The sequence below is a fragment of the Marinobacter sp. M3C genome, assembly GCF_023311895.1.
In the GTDB taxonomy this organism is placed as follows: Bacteria; Pseudomonadota; Gammaproteobacteria; order Pseudomonadales; family Oleiphilaceae; genus Marinobacter.
Genome location: NZ_CP092284.1, coordinates 4,360,645 through 4,374,505 on the forward strand (window position 1 = coordinate 4,360,645; position 13,861 = coordinate 4,374,505).

Annotated in this window: 12 protein-coding genes and 1 pseudogene; 3 read left to right on the forward strand and 10 right to left on the reverse strand. The window is 57.1% G+C overall.

From position 1 onward, the window contains the following. Positions 1–52: 52 nt before the first annotated feature. The 10 genes and pseudogenes from MIH18_RS20520 to MIH18_RS20565 all read right to left on the reverse strand — a co-directional run bounded on the left by MIH18_RS20520 (position 53) and on the right by MIH18_RS20565 (position 10,458). Positions 53–742, reverse strand: a complete 690-nt coding sequence (locus MIH18_RS20520; RefSeq protein ID WP_249005471.1) for an aspartate/glutamate racemase family protein — start codon at positions 740–742, stop codon at positions 53–55. Between the two features lie 80 nt (positions 743–822). Further along, a pseudogene (locus MIH18_RS20525) lies at positions 823–993 on the reverse strand (FAD-binding protein); the annotation flags it as partial. Positions 994–998: 5 nt separating this feature from the next. Next, on the reverse strand, positions 999–2,702 hold the full coding sequence (locus MIH18_RS20530; RefSeq protein WP_249013345.1) for an AMP-binding protein: 1,704 nt from the start codon (positions 2,700–2,702) through the stop codon (positions 999–1,001). A gap of 13 nt (positions 2,703–2,715) precedes the next feature. Further along, entirely contained in the window at positions 2,716–3,294 is a 579-nt protein-coding gene (locus tag MIH18_RS20535) for a peroxidase-related enzyme (RefSeq protein WP_249005469.1), read from the reverse strand. A 52-nt stretch (positions 3,295–3,346) separates the two neighbouring features. Continuing rightward, on the reverse strand, positions 3,347–4,258 hold the full coding sequence (locus tag MIH18_RS20540; RefSeq protein ID WP_249005468.1) for a hydroxymethylglutaryl-CoA lyase: 912 nt from the start codon (positions 4,256–4,258) through the stop codon (positions 3,347–3,349). Beyond that, positions 4,258–6,264 (reverse strand): acetyl/propionyl/methylcrotonyl-CoA carboxylase subunit alpha, encoded by a 2,007-nt coding sequence (locus MIH18_RS20545; protein WP_249013346.1) that lies wholly within the window; start codon positions 6,262–6,264, stop codon positions 4,258–4,260. The genes MIH18_RS20540 and MIH18_RS20545 overlap by 1 nt, the downstream gene beginning before the upstream one ends. After that, positions 6,264–7,097, reverse strand: a complete 834-nt coding sequence (locus tag MIH18_RS20550) for an enoyl-CoA hydratase-related protein (RefSeq protein WP_249005466.1) — start codon at positions 7,095–7,097, stop codon at positions 6,264–6,266. The genes MIH18_RS20545 and MIH18_RS20550 overlap by 1 nt, the downstream gene beginning before the upstream one ends. Positions 7,098–7,110: 13 nt before the next feature. Beyond that, a complete protein-coding gene (locus MIH18_RS20555; RefSeq protein WP_249013347.1) occupies positions 7,111–8,718 on the reverse strand; it encodes a carboxyl transferase domain-containing protein in 1,608 nt (535 codons plus the stop codon). Between the two features lie 135 nt (positions 8,719–8,853). After that, positions 8,854–10,020, reverse strand: coding sequence for an isovaleryl-CoA dehydrogenase (locus tag MIH18_RS20560; RefSeq protein ID WP_249013348.1), 1,167 nt, complete (start codon positions 10,018–10,020; stop codon positions 8,854–8,856). 24 nt (positions 10,021–10,044) lie between these two features. After that, positions 10,045–10,458 carry a MerR family DNA-binding transcriptional regulator gene (locus MIH18_RS20565; RefSeq protein ID WP_249005463.1) on the reverse strand — a complete coding sequence of 138 codons (414 nt, stop codon included), beginning with the start codon at positions 10,456–10,458 and terminating at the stop codon, positions 10,045–10,047. 92 nt (positions 10,459–10,550) lie between these two features. Here MIH18_RS20565 and MIH18_RS20570 point away from each other — a divergent pair, with 92 nt between their 5' ends. Genes MIH18_RS20570 through MIH18_RS20580 form a run of 3 tightly spaced genes read left to right on the forward strand, consistent with a single transcriptional unit; the run spans position 10,551 to position 13,748 of the window. Continuing rightward, positions 10,551–11,312, forward strand: a complete 762-nt coding sequence (locus MIH18_RS20570) for an SDR family NAD(P)-dependent oxidoreductase (protein ID WP_249005462.1) — start codon at positions 10,551–10,553, stop codon at positions 11,310–11,312. Between the two features lie 37 nt (positions 11,313–11,349). Further along, positions 11,350–12,501 carry an acyl-CoA dehydrogenase family protein gene (locus MIH18_RS20575; RefSeq protein ID WP_249013349.1) on the forward strand — a complete coding sequence of 384 codons (1,152 nt, stop codon included), beginning with the start codon at positions 11,350–11,352 and terminating at the stop codon, positions 12,499–12,501. Positions 12,502–12,554: 53 nt separating this feature from the next. Continuing rightward, the gene (locus MIH18_RS20580) at positions 12,555–13,748 is read left to right on the forward strand and encodes an acetyl-CoA C-acyltransferase (RefSeq protein WP_249005460.1); all 1,194 of its coding nucleotides are present in this window, start codon (positions 12,555–12,557) and stop codon (positions 13,746–13,748) included. Positions 13,749–13,861: the final 113 nt, after the last annotated feature.

Sequence of the window (13,861 nt, forward strand, 5' to 3'; positions counted from 1 at the left end):
GTAGCCTTCCCGGGGCATTTTGGTGAGTCGTTTAGGGTCAGGCTCGACACGTTCAATTCAGCGCGAGCGCAACAGCCTGATCGGCATGAATGTCTGTTGTGTCATAAAGCGCAACCTGTGTATCGGAGGCCTGGATTAGCAGGCCGATCTCGGTGCACCCTAAAATAACGGCCTGCGCCCCTCGAGCGGCCAATCCAGCGACCACATCAAGATACGCGGCCTTTGACTCAGGATTAACGATGCCCTGACACAACTCGTCGTAGATTATTCGGTGCACCACAGTCCGTTCGTTATGATTTGGAATGATAACGGTGATGCCCTTCTGCTCAAGCCGTTCCCGGTAGAACGCCTGTTCCATTGTGAATTGGGTGCCAAGCAGTCCCACCGAGGTTATTCCATCGCTGAGCAGCGCTTTAGCGGTGGCGTCGGCAATATGAAGCAGGGGCATGGCCGTGGCCTGCTCAATTTGCGGGGCGACCTTGTGCATGGTGTTGGTGCAAATAACCAGAAAATCGGCCCCGGCGGATTGCACGGATTGCGCTGCGGCGACCAGTATTTTGGCCGCTCCCTCCCAGTCGCCCTGGTGCTGGAGCGCTTCAATCTCGGAAAAGTCCACGCTGTAGAGTATGAGTTTTGCCGAGTGGAGCCCACCGAGCTGTTCGCGTACTTTCTGGTTAATCAGACGGTAATAAGTTTGAGTTGACTCCCAGCTCATGCCGCCGATAAGGCCAATGGTTTTCATGCAAACTCCTTGTTAGCAACGCGCCGGTTTCCTGGGCGTAAAATAATGAGTGCGTGTCTCAGGCAAAGAGGGTATCAGCCTACAAACATCTTTTTGCCCAGTTTGCTCATGCAAGCCGCCGCAGCCAGGCCGCCAATGCCAGAGCCAATCACAATGGCATCGTAGGGGCCTTTAAGGCGGTTGGCGCGGTAACGATGGCCAACGCGAATGGAGCTGGGCTTTGGGCTTGGCTGCGACATGGAACTTGGCATAGGTGCTATTTTTTCAACCCCATTTCTTCGATGGACATTTCCCGCATTTTGAACTTCTGGATCTTGCCGGTCACCGTCATCGGGAACGCCTCCACAAATTTGTAGTTCCGCGGAATCTTGTAGTGGGCGATTTTGCCTTTGCAGAAGGCGATCAGATCATTGGCACCGACCGAGTCTGCATCGGGCCGAAGTTTCACCCAAGCCACCAGTTCTTCACCGAATTTTTCGTCTGGAACGCCGGTCACCTGAACTTCTTCAATGGACGGGTGGGTGTACAAAAACTCTTCAACTTCTTTCGGATAGATGTTTTCGCCGCCGCGGATCACCATGTCTTTTATGCGGCCGACAATCTGGATATAGCCGTCCTCATCCATGGTGGCCAGGTCGCCGGTGTGCATCCAGCCTGCATCGTCTATGGTTTCGCGGGTTTTTTCGGCGTTGTTCCAATATCTCAGCATGACGCTGTAACCGCGGGTGCACAGCTCACCAATCTCGCCGCGGGGCATTATGTTGCCACTGGCCGGCTCAACAATTTTGCTTTCCAGGTGGGGCTGGGTGCGGCCTACTGTGGTTACCTGTTTCTCGAACGGATCCTGGGAGCTGGTCTGGGTAGACACCGGGCTGGTTTCGGTCATGCCGTAGGCAATTTGAACTTCCTTCATGTTCATCTTGCCGTTGACCTTTTTCATCACCTCGGCCGGGCAGATAGAGCCGGCCATAATGCCGGTGCGCAGGGTCGACAAGTCGTAGGTTTCAAACTCTGGCTCTGCCAATTCCGCAATGAACATGGTGGGCACGCCGTAAAGCGCAGTCGCTTTTTCCTGGTGCACGGCCTGCAACACGGCTTTTGGCTCGAAGCCCTCACCCGGGTAGATCATGGTAGAACCATGAGTGACGCAGCCGAGGTTGCCCATCACCATGCCAAAGCAGTGGTACAGGGGTACCGGAATCACCAACCGGTCTTTCTCGCTAAGACGCTGGCTTTCGCCCACAAAAAAGCCGTTGTTAAGAATGTTGTGGTGGGTAAGGGTAGCGCCTTTGGGGCTGCCGGTGGTGCCAGAGGTGAACTGGATGTTGATAGGGTCGTCGAATTGGAGTTGGTTCTGAATTTTGTCGACTTCCTGCTGCTCCACCTGGCCGGAAAATTCGATAAATTCCTCCCAGCTCCACATGCCTGCGTGTTGTTCGGTGTCCATGTTAATGACCGCGCGCAGGTCTTCCAGACGCCGGGCTTTGATTTTGCCAGCGGCGCTGGCTTTCAGTTCGGGCGCCAGTTCATAGAGTGTTTTACGGTAATCAGATGCTTTGAATCGGTCAGCGGTGACCAGCACGCTGATGCCCGACAGGTTCATGGCATATTCCAGCTCATGGGCACCGTAGGCCGGGTTTATATTCACCAGAATGGCGCCAATCTTGGCGGTGGAAAACTGGGTAACGGTCCATTCGTAACGGTTGGGTGACCAGATGCCCACCCGATCGCCGCGCTTGACGTCGATGGCCAGAAAAGCTCGCGCGGCCTGGTTGACCTTGGCCGCGAATTCTTTATAGGTCCAGCGAATGTCTTGATGCAGGCACACCAGGGCTTCGTTATCGGGAAACTTTCCAGCGGTGCGGTCCAGCATTTCACCAATGGTCATGCCCAGCAGTGGGGTGGTGGATGGGCCGCTGCTATAACTGGGTAAAGGATTACCTGGAAGAGTCTGAGTCATTGTCTGCCTCCTTTTAGCGGGCCTGGCTGTGGTACTCGGGATTGGGTCGCATATCACTGGTGATGGCCACGCGGTTCGACATGTTGTAGAAACCGATCACGTTGCCCAAATCCCAGATGCCGACGTCACTAAAGCCAGCATCGCGCAAGGCTTGCACCTGCTCTTCGCCGACGGTGGCGGGCGAGCGGGTCAGGTGCGAGGCGTAATCCAGCATGGCTTGCTGGCGTTTATCCAGGGTTGCAGTCCGGTAGTTCATTACCAGGTGTTCGCCTAACGTCGGGTCGCCACTCAGAACACGCACTGCGGCGCCGTGGGCCACCAGGCAGTAAAAGCATTTGTTCTCCGAGGACACCACCACGGCCACCATTTCCCGCTCCAGCTTGCTGAGCTCGCCTTCGCCCATCATCAGCTCGTTGTAAAGGCGAGAGAAGCCATCCAGCTGTTTCAGATTCTGACTGTAGGCGGTCAGTACGTTTGGAATCATGCCCAGCTTTTCCTGGCATATCTCAAAGTACTTGCGAACGTCATCCGGTAGTTCGGCAACTTCGGGAACAGGAAGATCAAGAGCGACGGCGTTGTTTTTAGGGTTCATGCCAAATCCTTTTATGAATTTCAAAGTGCTATTTATGAACTTCAAAGTGCCATTAGCGAGCGTCAGGTTCTGCCAGAGCCAGTCCGACCTTGGAGCCGTTGCGGCGCTTCAGGCGATGGCTGATCCAGTTTCCTGTCGCCACCAACTGGTGCAAATCGACGCCGGTTTCAATGCCCAGTCCGTCCAGCATGTACAGCACGTCTTCGGTGGCCACATTGCCAGACGCACCTTTGGCGTAGGGGCAGCCACCCAGGCCGGCAACGGACGCATCTATCACCGCCACGCCTTCCTCCAATACCGCGTACAGATTGGCCAGGGCCTGGCCGTAGGTGTCGTGAAAGTGTGCCGCCAGGTGTTCAACCGGCACATGACGGGCAACGGCTTCGAGCATACGCTTGGCCTTGGCCGGGGTGCCGGTGCCAATGGTGTCGCCGAGTGAAATTTCATGGCAGCCCATGTCAAACAGGGCTTTGGCCACTTCGGCCACTTTGGCCGGGGCAATCTCGCCTTCGTAAGGGCAGCCCAGCACGGTGGACACGTAACCACGCACCGGAATGCCGTTGTGCTTTGCGGCTTCCATGACCGGAGCAAAGCGCTCAAGGCTTTCGGTGATGGAGCAGTTAATGTTTTTCTGGCTGAACGATTCTGAAGCCGCGCCAAATACCGCCACTTCGCTGGCACCCGCGGCCAGAGCGCCTTCAAAGCCACGCAGGTTGGGCGTCAGCGCCGAATAGCACACACCGGGTTTGCGCTCGATCAGTGCCATCACATCGCTGGCGTCGGCCATTTGCGGCACCCAGCGTGGTGATACAAAGCTGGCGGCTTCCACATGTGTCAGCCCGCTGTCCACTAAACGCTTGATCAACCGCGCCTTGACCGCGGTAGGAATTACCGGGCCGGGCTCATTCTGCAAGCCATCGCGGGGGCTCATCTCTACCAGTCGTACACGCTTGGGAAAGGCCATTAGCCTGCCTCCTGTTGCTCGCTTTCAGTCTCTACTTGCACCGCGATCAATTCGGCGCCTTCTGCTACCTGATCACCCTCGGCGTAAAAAATGTCGGTGACTACGCCATCGGCTGGCGCCTTAATGGCGTGCTCCATTTTCATAGCTTCCATAATCACCAGAGTTTGGCCGCTGACTACTTTATCGCCTACTTTCGCCTGAATCGCGACTACTGCGCCGTTCATGGGTGCGGCCAAGCTGCCTTCGCTGGCCATTTCTTCAAAGCCGTAGGTTTCACGATAGACCACACACGGGAAAGTCTGCCCTTGATGGAACAAGACCAGTTGATCGTTATGCAGGTTGCCGTGCACGCTCAGACGGTGGCCGTTAACCACCGCTTGCAGGTGATCGTCGTCGAGCCGCGCAGTCAGGTTGTAAAGGCTGCCGTTTACCGTCACCTGATAGCCGTCGTCTTGCTCCAACACCTTCAGTTCGTGGACGTCGTCGCCCACTTTGAACTGCAAGGGTTGAGCGTATTCCGAGTTCATGCGCCAGCTGTTCTGGCGGCCAAACGGCGACCAGGGATCCTGGGCGTTCACTTCACCGGCTTTACGCTGCTCCAGTACGAAGCCAGCGGCCAGTACCAGGGCTTTTTGAGTGTCTAGCCGTGATTTCGGGAACAGCAAATCGTGGTGGTCGTCGATGAACCCGGTGGTTAGCTTGGCCTCGCGGAAGGGCTGGGCGTCGGCCAGAGCGTGTAAAAAGCGGATGTTGGTTTTCACCCCTGCGATGCGGTAGCTCTCCAGCGCCTGCACCATGCGGTTGATGGCCTGTTCCCGGGTTTCATCCCACACAATCAGTTTGGCAATCATCGGGTCGTAATGAATGCTGATTTCGTCGCCTTCGGTCACGCCGGTGTCTACCCGTACGTGGGCGTTTTCATCGGGCGTGGTCAAATAGCGCAGGGTGCCGGTGGCGGGTAGAAAGTCCTGGTCCGGGTCTTCGGCGTAAATCCGCGCTTCCAATGCGTGGCCACGGATTTTTACGTCGTCCTGCGCTAGTGGTAACAGGTCGCCCCAGGCCACTTTTAATTGCCATTCCACCAGATCCTGGCCGGTGACCATTTCGGTGACCGGGTGCTCGACTTGCAGCCGGGTATTCATTTCCATAAAGAAGAACGAGCCGTCGACGTCGTACAGGAATTCGACGGTACCGGCGCCAACGTATTGGATGGCCTTAGCGGCGGTGACCGCGGCGTCGCCCATGGCTTTGCGGGTTTCATCACTGAGGCCGGGTGCGGGTGCTTCTTCCAGCACTTTCTGGTGGCGCCGTTGTACCGAGCAGTCGCGTTCGGCCAGGTAAACGCCGTTGCCGTGCTGGTCGCAAAACACCTGAATTTCCACGTGGCGAGGCTGGGTCAGATAGCGCTCGATCAGCATATCCGGGTTGCCGAACGCGTTTTTGGACTCACGCTGAGCGGCGGCCAGGGCTTCATTAAACTCGCCTATGTGCTCCACTACTCGCATGCCTTTGCCACCGCCGCCGGCAACGGCCTTTAACAGCAGCGGAAAACCGCACTTTTCGGCTTCGGCGCGCAGGGTTTCCAGTGCCTGGTCGGCACCGTGGTAGCCGGGTACCAGCGGCACGCCGGCTTTGCCCATAATCTCCTTGGCGGCAGATTTGGAACCCATGGCCGCTATGGCCGAGGAGGGAGGGCCAATAAACACCAGATTATTAGCCTCGCAGGACTCGGCAAAACCGGTGTTTTCGGACAGAAATCCGTAGCCGGGGTGAATGGCCTGGGCGCCGCTTTTCAGCGCGACCTCAATAATGATATCACCGCGCAAATAGCTTTCAGAGCTGGCGGCGGGGCCAATGCGAAAGGCCTCGTCGGCCATGGCCACGTGGCGGGCGTTGGCGTCGGCATCGGAATAGACAGCCACACAGCGAATACCCATGGCGTGTGCGGTTTCTATGATCCGGCAGGCGATTTCGCCGCGGTTGGCGATCAGTATTTTTGTAAACATCAGTGTTGGTCCTCCGGAACCCAGCTGGCGGCACGTTTTTCAAGGAAAGCGGCAAGGCCTTCCTGGCCTTCTTGTCCCACGCGGATATCGGCAATGCGCCGGGCCGTGTCTTCAATCACATCTGCACTTAGCGGTTGTTGGCTGACGGCAAAAATGAGCGCTTTGGCGGCGCCCATGGCCTGGGGGCCATTGCCAGCAAGCTGCCGCAGCATTTGGTCGCAGCGGGTTTGCAGGTCGTCGTTGTCTGTCGCAACGATGTGCACCAGCCCGAACTCGCAGGCCTGATAGGCATCGAATACTTCCGCCGTCAAAAAATAGCGCCGCGCTTGGCGCTCACCTATGGCGCGCACCACGTAAGGGCTGATCACGGCTGGAATCAGCCCCAGCTTCACCTCGCTTAAGCAGAACTTACTTTGTTCGGTCGCAATCACGATATCGCAGCAGGCTGCCAGGCCCACGGCACCGCCAAAAGCGGCACCCTGAACCAGTCCGATCACGGGCTGTGGCAGGCTGTTCAGCACCGACATCAGGCGCGCGAGCTGGCGTGAATCGTTCAGGTTTTCCTGCTGGCTGTTGTCGGCCATGCGCCGCATCCAGCCCAGATCGGCTCCGGCGGAAAAGTGTTTGCCTTCGGAGCGCAGTACCACCACGTTAGTGCCGCTGTCTTGCCCGATCTGTTGGAACGCGGCAATCAGCTGGCCGATGATCACGTCGTCAAAGGCGTTGCGTTTTTCGGGGCGGTTCAGCACCACCTCGGTCACGCCGGCGCTGCGGGTGTTGATCAAAACGGCCGAGTTTGAGCCAGAGTTTGGGTTAGAGTTCAAATCGGTCATGGTTATTCCCCCGTTACATGCGGAACACGCCGAAGCGTGTTGGCTGGGCGGGGCGATTAAGCGTGGCGGACAGGCTCAGCGCCAATACTTCGCGGGTTTGGGCCGGGTCTATCACGCCGTCGTCCCACAGGCGGGCACTGGCGAAGTAGGGGTGGCCCTGGTGTTCGTAGGTGTCAATAATGGGCTGTTTGAAGGCGGCTTCGTCGTCCTGGCTCCAGGTTTCGCCATCGCGTTCCATGCCGTCGCGGCGAACCTGTGCCAGAACCCCGGCAGCTTGCTCGCCACCCATTACGGAAATGCGGGCGTTGGGCCACATCCACAGGAAATCAGGGCTGTAGGCGCGGCCGCACATGCCGTAGTTACCGGCGCCGAAGCTGCCGCCGATCAGTACGGTAATTTTTGGCACGTTGGCGCAGGCGACGGCCATCACCATTTTGGCGCCGTGTTTGGCAATGCCTTCGGCTTCGTGCTTCTGGCCCACCATAAAGCCGGTCACATTTTGCAGGAACAGCAGCGGAATATTGCGCTGGCAGCAAAGCTCTATGAAGTGCGCGCCTTTTTGGGCGGATTCGCTGAACAGTATGCCGTTGTTGGCAATAATGCCTACGGGATAGCCGTGCACATGGGCAAAGCCGGTGACCAGAGTCTGACCGTAATAGCGTTTGAATTCGTCGAATTCCGAGCCGTCTACAACGCGGGCGATAACGTCGCGCACGTCAAACTGTTTGCGCAGGTCGGTGCCGACGATGCCGTAAATTTCGCTAGCGTCGAACAGGGGCGCTTTGGGTTTGCGAATTTGCACGTCTGCGGGTTTACGGCGGTTCAGGTTAGACACGCAGCGGCGCGCGATGTCCAGGGCGTGGGCGTCGTTTTCGGCGTAGTGGTCGGCCACACCGGACACTTTGCAGTGCACGTCGGCACCGCCCAGATCTTCGGCACTGACCACTTCACCGGTGGCGGCTTTCACCAGTGGCGGGCCGGCCAGGAAGATGGTGCCCTGGTTGCGCACGATGATGGATTCGTCGGCCATGGCCGGTACGTAGGCGCCGCCGGCGGTGCACAGGCCCATCACCACAGCAATCTGGGGGATGTCTTCGGCGGACATGCGGGCCTGGTTGTAGAAGATGCGGCCGAAGTGATCACGATCGGGGAACACTTCATCCTGGCGCGGCAGGTAGGCGCCGCCGGAATCTACCAGGTAGATGCAGGGCAGGCGGTTGGCGAGGGCGATTTCCTGGGCACGCAGGTGTTTTTTGACGGTGAGCGGGTAGTAAGTGCCGCCTTTTACGGTGGCGTCGTTCGCGATGATCATGCATTCGGTGCCGCTAACGCGGCCGATGCCGGCGATCAGGCCTGCGGCGGGTATGTTGTCTTCGTAAACGTTGTAGGCGGCGAGCTGGCCGATTTCGAGGAACGGCGAGCCGTCGTCCAGCAGGCGGTTAATGCGCTCCCGGGGTAGCAGTTTGCCACGGGCGATGTGGCGTTCCTGGTAGCTGGGGCCGCCGCCTTGTTGGATGGTGGCAACCTTTTCCCGCAGGTCGGCTACGGCGTCGGCCATGGATTGGTGTTTGGCCTGAAATTCTTCAGATCTGGAGTTGATTTTGCTTTGGAGTATTGTCATAGCCTTGGTTTCCGTGCATCGGGTTTCGGTGCATCGGGTCTGGAGCGTTTCCCGGAACGCTAAACACCCCAGACCCTCGTTGTAGATTGGTTGCGCGTTTGAAAAGGGACAGATTTTAAATCTGTCCCTAGAGTTTCACTTGTTCAGAAACAGCTCTCGTCCAATCAACATCCGGCGAATTTCCGAGGTGCCGGCACCGATTTCGTACAGCTTGGCGTCGCGCAGCAGGCGGCCGGTGGGGTAGTCGTTGATGTAGCCGTTGCCGCCCAGCAGCTGGATTGCGTCCAGGGCCAGCTTTGTGGCCATTTCGGCGGAGTAGAGGATCGCACCGGCGGCGTCTTTGCGGGTGGTTTCACCGCGGTCAGCGGATTGGGCGACCATGTAGACGTAAGACTTAGCGGTATTCATGTAGGTGTACATGTCAGCTACTTTGCCTTGTACCAGTTCGAATTCACCGATGGCCTGGCCGAACTGTTTGCGTTCGCGGATGTAGGGCACAACCACGTCCATGGCGGCTTGCATAATGCCCAGCGGGCCACCTGCAAGTACCAGGCGCTCGTAGTCGAGGCCGCTCATCAGCACTCGGGCACCGCCACCGAGTTGGCCAAGGATGTTTTCTTTGGGTACTTTGCAATCTTGAAACACCAGTTCGCAGGTGTTGGAGCCGCGCATGCCCAGTTTGTCGAGTTTCTGGTGGCGGCTGAAGCCAGGTGCGTCGCGTTCTACGATGAAGGCGGTGATGCCTTTCGAGCCGGCTTTGACGTCAGTTTTGGCGTAAATTACGTAAACGTGGGCATCCGGGCCGTTGGTGATCCACATTTTGTTGCCGTTCAACACGTAGTGGTCGCCGGCGTCTTTGGCGCTCAGTTTCATGGAGATGACGTCGGAACCGGCGTTGGGTTCTGACATGGCCAAAGCGCCTATGTGTTCGCCGCTGAGCAACCTGGGCAGATAGTGTTGTTTCTGCTCTTCGGTGCCGTTGTTGTGAATCTGGTTCACACACAAGTTGGAGTGAGCGCCGTAAGACAAGCCTACCGATGCGGAGGCGCGGCTGATTTCTTCCATCGCAATTACGTGGGCCAAGTAGCCCATGCCGGAACCGCCGTAGGCTTCGTCGACGGTGATGCCGAGCAGGCCCATGTCGCCAAACTTTTTCCACAAATCCATGGGGAATTCGTTGGACTGATCAATGTCTGCCGCACGCGGTGCAATTTCGCGCGTGGCGAAACCGTTGATTTGTTCGCGCAGCATGTCCAGGGTTTCACCAAGGCCGAAGTTCAGTTCCGAGTATTGCGATTTCATGATGGTCACCGTGTTGTTGGGGCGTCAGCGCTGTGTTGCCGTCTGTTTTTTCATTTGCAGTTCGCTTAATGCTTCGAGGCAGCGGGCCTCGGCGTTTTCCATTTCCATTTCCACAATGGCGATGTCTTCTTTTTGCTGCGCCAGCGCCTGGCGGCGGCGAGTGATGGTTTGCAGCATCAGCAACAGCTGTTTTTCGTTACCGCTGGTGGTTTCATCCCACAGGTCAAACAACTCTTTGGTCTCGGCCAGCGACAGCCCCATGCGCTTACCGCGCAGGATCAGTTTCAGGCGCACCCGGTCTTTGGAGCTAAAGATGCGGGTTTGGCCCCTACGGCTGGGCTTTAGCAAGCCCTGATCTTCGTAAAAGCGAACGCTACGGGTTGTTACATCGAACTCCTGAGCCAGTTCGCTGATGCTGTAGGTTTTCTTTTGAACCATTGAGTATTTCCTTTTTTTGTCAGGTTAGTTAAAGTTTACGTAAACGTAAAGCAATTTGATTGTATTGTTATCCACAGCGACGGGAGTATCCGATGGAATTTCAGAACGTAGCGGCTATTGTAACAGGTGGTGCATCTGGCCTTGGCGAGGGTGCAGCGCGGGCGCTGGCGGCAGCCGGCTGTAAAATAGCGATCTTTGATTTACAGAAAGAACGCGGTGAAGCGGTTGCAAAAGAGTTGGGCGGAATCTTTGTTGAGTGCGACGTCAGTTCCGCCGCAAGTGCTGAAGCGGCATTTGCTAAAGCCCGTGAGGCCCATGGGCTTTGCGGCGTGGTCGTAAACTGTGCAGGCGTGGCTACCGCTGGCAAAATTTTAGGGCGCGAAGGCGTTTTGCCGTTGGAAAATTTCAGCAAGGTGGTGCAAGTTAACCTGATTGGTACCTTTAATATTTTGCGGCTGGCAGCGGCGGATATGGCTCAGCGTGCGCCCAATGCCGACGGTGAACGGGGCGTTATTATCAATACCGCGTCTATTGCCGCTTATGAAGGCCAGGTTGGTCAGGCAGCTTATAGTGCGTCTAAGGGCGGCGTTGTTGCCTTAACTCTGCAGGCCGCCCGTGAGCTGGCGCGTGAGGGCATTCGGGTGAACACTATTGCCCCCGGGCTGTTTATGACGCCGATGATTGCCGGCATGCCGCAGGAAGTACAAGACAGCCTGGCGGCAACCTTGGTGTTTCCGAAACGCCTGGGTAAGCCGGAAGAGTTTGGCATGATGGTGGACCAGATGGTGCGTAACCCGGTGTTGAACGGTGAAGTCATCCGTCTTGATAGCGCTTTGCGTATGGCTCCGAGATAAACGGTCTTTCAGCAATTTATTATGAGTAGGAGTCTGTATGACTGCGATTGTCGATCAAGAAGAATTAGCGTTGTTCCGTGAGTCGGTAATCAAGGCACTGGAAAAAGAAATTAAACCCCACTACGAGCAATGGGAAAAAGACGGCATTGCCCCCCGCAAGCTTTGGAACACTCTAGGCGACGCCGGCATGCTGAGCGTAGACGTGCCCGAGGACTGCGGCGGCTGCGGCGCGCCATTCCAGTATTCGGTAGTGGTAAGCGAGGAACTGGCGCGGATGGGCTTTGGCGCGCTGTCTACTAATGTGATGGTGCACTCTGACATTGTCGCGCCTTATCTGAGCCACTTGGGCAACGACGAGCAAAAACAGCAGTGGCTACCAAAAATGGTTTCAGGTGAAACCGTGGGTGCCATCGCCATGACCGAACCCGGCGCCGGCAGTGATTTGCAGGCTATGCGCACCAGTGCCGTAAAAGAGGGCGACGACTACATTCTGAACGGCTCCAAAACGTTCATTACCAATGGCCAGCACGCAGACATGGTGATTGTGGCGGCAAAAACCGATCCCTCCGCCGGTGCCAAGGGCGTCAGCCTGTTTCTGGTGGACACCACGCTGGAGGGTTATGGCGTTGGTCGCAATCTGGACAAGATTGGCCAGCATGCCGGTGATACCTCGGAGCTGTTTTTTGCTGATATGCGGGTGCCTGCGTCGGCGTTATTGGGCGAGGCCGGCAAAGGCTTTGCTTATTTGATGCAGGAACTGCCCCGCGAACGCCTGGTGATTGGCGCGCTGGGTGTGGCAGCGGCCCGCGGTGCTCTGGACCTGACCGTTGCTTACTGTCAGGAGCGGGTGCTGTTCGGCCAGAAGTTGGCTCAGCTGCAGAACACCCGTTTTGAAATGGCCCGCATGGAAACCGAATACCGCATCAATAAGGCTTTTGTAGATCAGTGCATCAACGAATACGTCGCCGGCACTCTGGATGCCGCCACTGCGTCTATGGCCAAATACAGTGCAACCGAAATGCAGTGTCGGGTGACCGATGGTTGCCTGCAGTTGTTTGGCGGTTATGGTTACACCAGTGAATATCCGATTTCACGAGCTTTCGCGGATGCTCGCGTGCAGCGCATTTATGGCGGTACGTCGGAAATCATGAAGGAAATTATTGCACGCTCAATTTTCGGCCGCGCCTGATTAACGATGGCCAATAACAACCAAACCTTTCAATAAAAAGGGGACAAACAACGATGACTGACACGTCTAATGATAATTTCGTAGTAATAGCCGGCGCCGCCCGTACACCCATGGGCGGCATGATGGGCTCGCTGAGCAGCGTACCTTCGCCGCAGTTGGGCGCGGTTGCGATAAAAGCCGCCATAGAGCGTTCCGGCCTGAAGCCGGCTGACATTGATGAAGTCATCATGGGTTGCGTATTGCCGGCTGGCCTCGGCCAGGCACCTGCGCGACAGGCTTCCCGCGGCGCTGGCATACCGGACAGCTCTGGCTGCACCACCGTCAATAAAATGTGCGGCTCGGGTATGCAAGCGGTAATGCTCGCCCACGACCAGATCAAAGCCGGTACCAACAATATTATGATTGCCGGTGGTATGGAAAACATGAGCCAGGCGCCGTATCTGCTACCCAAGGCTCGCGGCGGAATGCGCATGGGCCATGGCCAGGTAATGGACAGCATGTTCCTCGACGGCCTGGAAGACGCCTACGAAGGCAGTCTGATGGGCGTTTTTGCACAAAAGAGCGCGGATGACTATAAGATCACCCGTGAGCAAATGGACAACTTTGCCATCGAGTCCCTCAACCGTGCCAACGCCGCCATCGACAACGGCTGGTTCGCGCCCGAAATCTGCGCAGTCAGCGTTGCCGGTCGTGGTGGCGACACAGTGGTGGATACCGACGAGCAGCCAGGCAACGCCCGCCCGGATAAGATCCCCACGCTGAAGCCCGCGTTCAAAAAAGACGGCACCGTAACCGCTGCCAATGCTAGCTCCATCAGCGACGGCGCCTCAGCACTGGTACTGGCTTCGGCAAAAGAAGCGAAAGCCCGCGGTTTGCACCCACAGGCAAAAATCATCGCCCACGCTACCCACGCCCAGCTACCCGCAGAGTTCACTCTGGCCCCCATCGGCGCCATCGACAAAGTTTTGAAAAAAGCCGGCTGGGGCAAAGACGACGTAGACCTTTACGAAATCAACGAAGCCTTCGCGGTCGTTTCCCTTTTGGCCATCAACGAACTAGGCCTGGATGCCAATAAAGTGAACGTGTACGGCGGAGCCTGCGCTCTCGGCCACCCCATTGGCTCCTCCGGCTCAAGAATCTTGGTCACTCTGATCAACGCATTGAAGCAAAAAGGCCTGAAGCGCGGTGTTGCTGCACTGTGCATCGGCGGTGGTGAGGCGACGGCGGTGGCTATTGAGTTGATCTGACTTTTGGCGGTTCTTCCTTCTGTGTTTTGACATGGGGGGAGGCCACCGAGGCGGGGGTACCTTTCTTCTGGGAAAAGAACTCGCTGCGCTCAAACACCTTTTCCCTGACAGAA

Coding starts and splice junctions, on each gene's coding strand:
- MIH18_RS20520 (WP_249005471.1), bottom strand. CDS start 742: ATGAAAACCATTGGCCTTATCGGCGGCATGAGCTGGGAGTCAACTCAA.
- MIH18_RS20530 (WP_249013345.1), bottom strand. CDS start 2,702: ATGACTCAGACTCTTCCAGGTAATCCTTTACCCAGTTATAGCAGCGGC.
- MIH18_RS20535 (WP_249005469.1), bottom strand. CDS start 3,294: ATGAACCCTAAAAACAACGCCGTCGCTCTTGATCTTCCTGTTCCCGAA.
- MIH18_RS20540 (WP_249005468.1), bottom strand. CDS start 4,258: ATGGCCTTTCCCAAGCGTGTACGACTGGTAGAGATGAGCCCCCGCGAT.
- MIH18_RS20545 (WP_249013346.1), bottom strand. CDS start 6,264: ATGTTTACAAAAATACTGATCGCCAACCGCGGCGAAATCGCCTGCCGG.
- MIH18_RS20550 (WP_249005466.1), bottom strand. CDS start 7,097: ATGACCGATTTGAACTCTAACCCAAACTCTGGCTCAAACTCGGCCGTT.
- MIH18_RS20555 (WP_249013347.1), bottom strand. CDS start 8,718: ATGACAATACTCCAAAGCAAAATCAACTCCAGATCTGAAGAATTTCAG.
- MIH18_RS20560 (WP_249013348.1), bottom strand. CDS start 10,020: ATGAAATCGCAATACTCGGAACTGAACTTCGGCCTTGGTGAAACCCTG.
- MIH18_RS20565 (WP_249005463.1), bottom strand. CDS start 10,458: ATGGTTCAAAAGAAAACCTACAGCATCAGCGAACTGGCTCAGGAGTTC.
- MIH18_RS20570 (WP_249005462.1), top strand. CDS start 10,551: ATGGAATTTCAGAACGTAGCGGCTATTGTAACAGGTGGTGCATCTGGC.
- MIH18_RS20575 (WP_249013349.1), top strand. CDS start 11,350: ATGACTGCGATTGTCGATCAAGAAGAATTAGCGTTGTTCCGTGAGTCG.
- MIH18_RS20580 (WP_249005460.1), top strand. CDS start 12,555: ATGACTGACACGTCTAATGATAATTTCGTAGTAATAGCCGGCGCCGCC.